Consider the following 482-nt stretch of genomic DNA (forward strand, 5'->3'; position numbering starts at 1 on the left):
AGCGAACCATGGACATAGCGACCCGAACGCAGTGAGGGGAACGCCCGGAATAACAAACGAACTCTTTTATTGTGCCAAGGCTTTTTTTACGGCCTGCAAATCTTTTTTTAAGAGCGGGCTTTCGGGATTTTGAGCAAGCTCTTTTTCGAGTATCGATTTGGCCTCGTCAAATTTTCCTGTATTAAAAAGCGGTACAACCTGATTGTGAACGGATATTTCGTGTTTTTTTAGAATCTGTCCGTCTATCATTTTTTTTACGCGGTTTTGCATTGCCTCGTCTGCAAGGGCGCTGCGGTTTTGAAAAAGTTCAAGCGCATCACTTTCTCGGTTTTCGTTAAGAAGATTGACTGCGGCGTTGTAAAGCGAATTTCCGTAAGTTTTTTGAAGGACCGCGCTGTTTCCAAAATTTTGAATTACTTTTTCGAGAAATTCGAGGGCTTTTTCCGGCTGCGAGGCGCGATTTTGGGTTATTGCGTAGTTGC

Annotated in this window: 1 protein-coding gene; it reads right to left on the minus strand. The window is 43.8% G+C overall.

What is annotated here, in order from left to right; all coding sequences use genetic code 11:
- Positions 1-66 precede the first annotated feature (66 nt).
- A partial coding sequence (locus B4N75_RS03870; protein WP_296706631.1) for a tetratricopeptide repeat protein occupies positions 67-482 on the minus strand: 416 nt, incomplete at its 5' end.

This window comes from Treponema sp. UBA7570 (assembly GCA_002477955.1).
Classification (GTDB): domain Bacteria; phylum Spirochaetota; class Spirochaetia; order Treponematales; family Treponemataceae; genus Treponema_D.